This is a genomic window from Melaminivora alkalimesophila, assembly GCF_000282995.1.
Taxonomy (GTDB): Bacteria; Pseudomonadota; Gammaproteobacteria; order Burkholderiales; family Burkholderiaceae_C; genus Melaminivora; species Melaminivora alkalimesophila.
This window is the reverse complement of sequence record NZ_ALEE01000024.1, coordinates 1-443: the sequence shown is the minus strand read 5'-3', so window position 1 is coordinate 443 and position 443 is coordinate 1. Positions and strand designations below refer to the sequence as shown.

Below are 443 nucleotides of genomic sequence, written 5' to 3'. Positions count from 1 at the left end.
TACGAGGCATTTCCGCTGCTGTGCCCCATGTGCGGTGGGCAGATGCGCATCATTGCCTTCATCACCCACAGCGCCGAAATCCGCCACATCCTGAACCACATCGGGGTGGAGTCTGCCCCCCCGCACATCACCCCGGCACGCGGGCCACCGCTGTGGGAGGGCTGCGACGCGCCGGTGGATGATGGTGCGCAAGGCGAGCCGGATTGGGATCTGGCAGCTCAACCCGACGAGGTAGACCAGCGCGTCAATTGGTGACCCAGTGAAGCGGCGGTATCCATCGCTGCGGGGAAGCAGCTGCGCGCGCGCCAGGCCCAAATGCATACTGCCTCCCAAGCTCTTGCCATTGAGCGGCAAGCGAGCGCTCAACCTTCCTTGGCCGAACGTGTTTCGAGGCCCAAAACTCGTGCCATACTTGGCCTCATGCGGTTGAATTTCCTATCCGT

At 63.0% G+C, this 443-nt stretch carries 1 pseudogene; it reads left to right on the top strand.

The window, feature by feature from the left end:
• Positions 1-255, top strand: a pseudogene (locus tag A612_RS00235) (IS91 family transposase); the annotation flags it as partial.
• Positions 256-443: the final 188 nt, after the last annotated feature.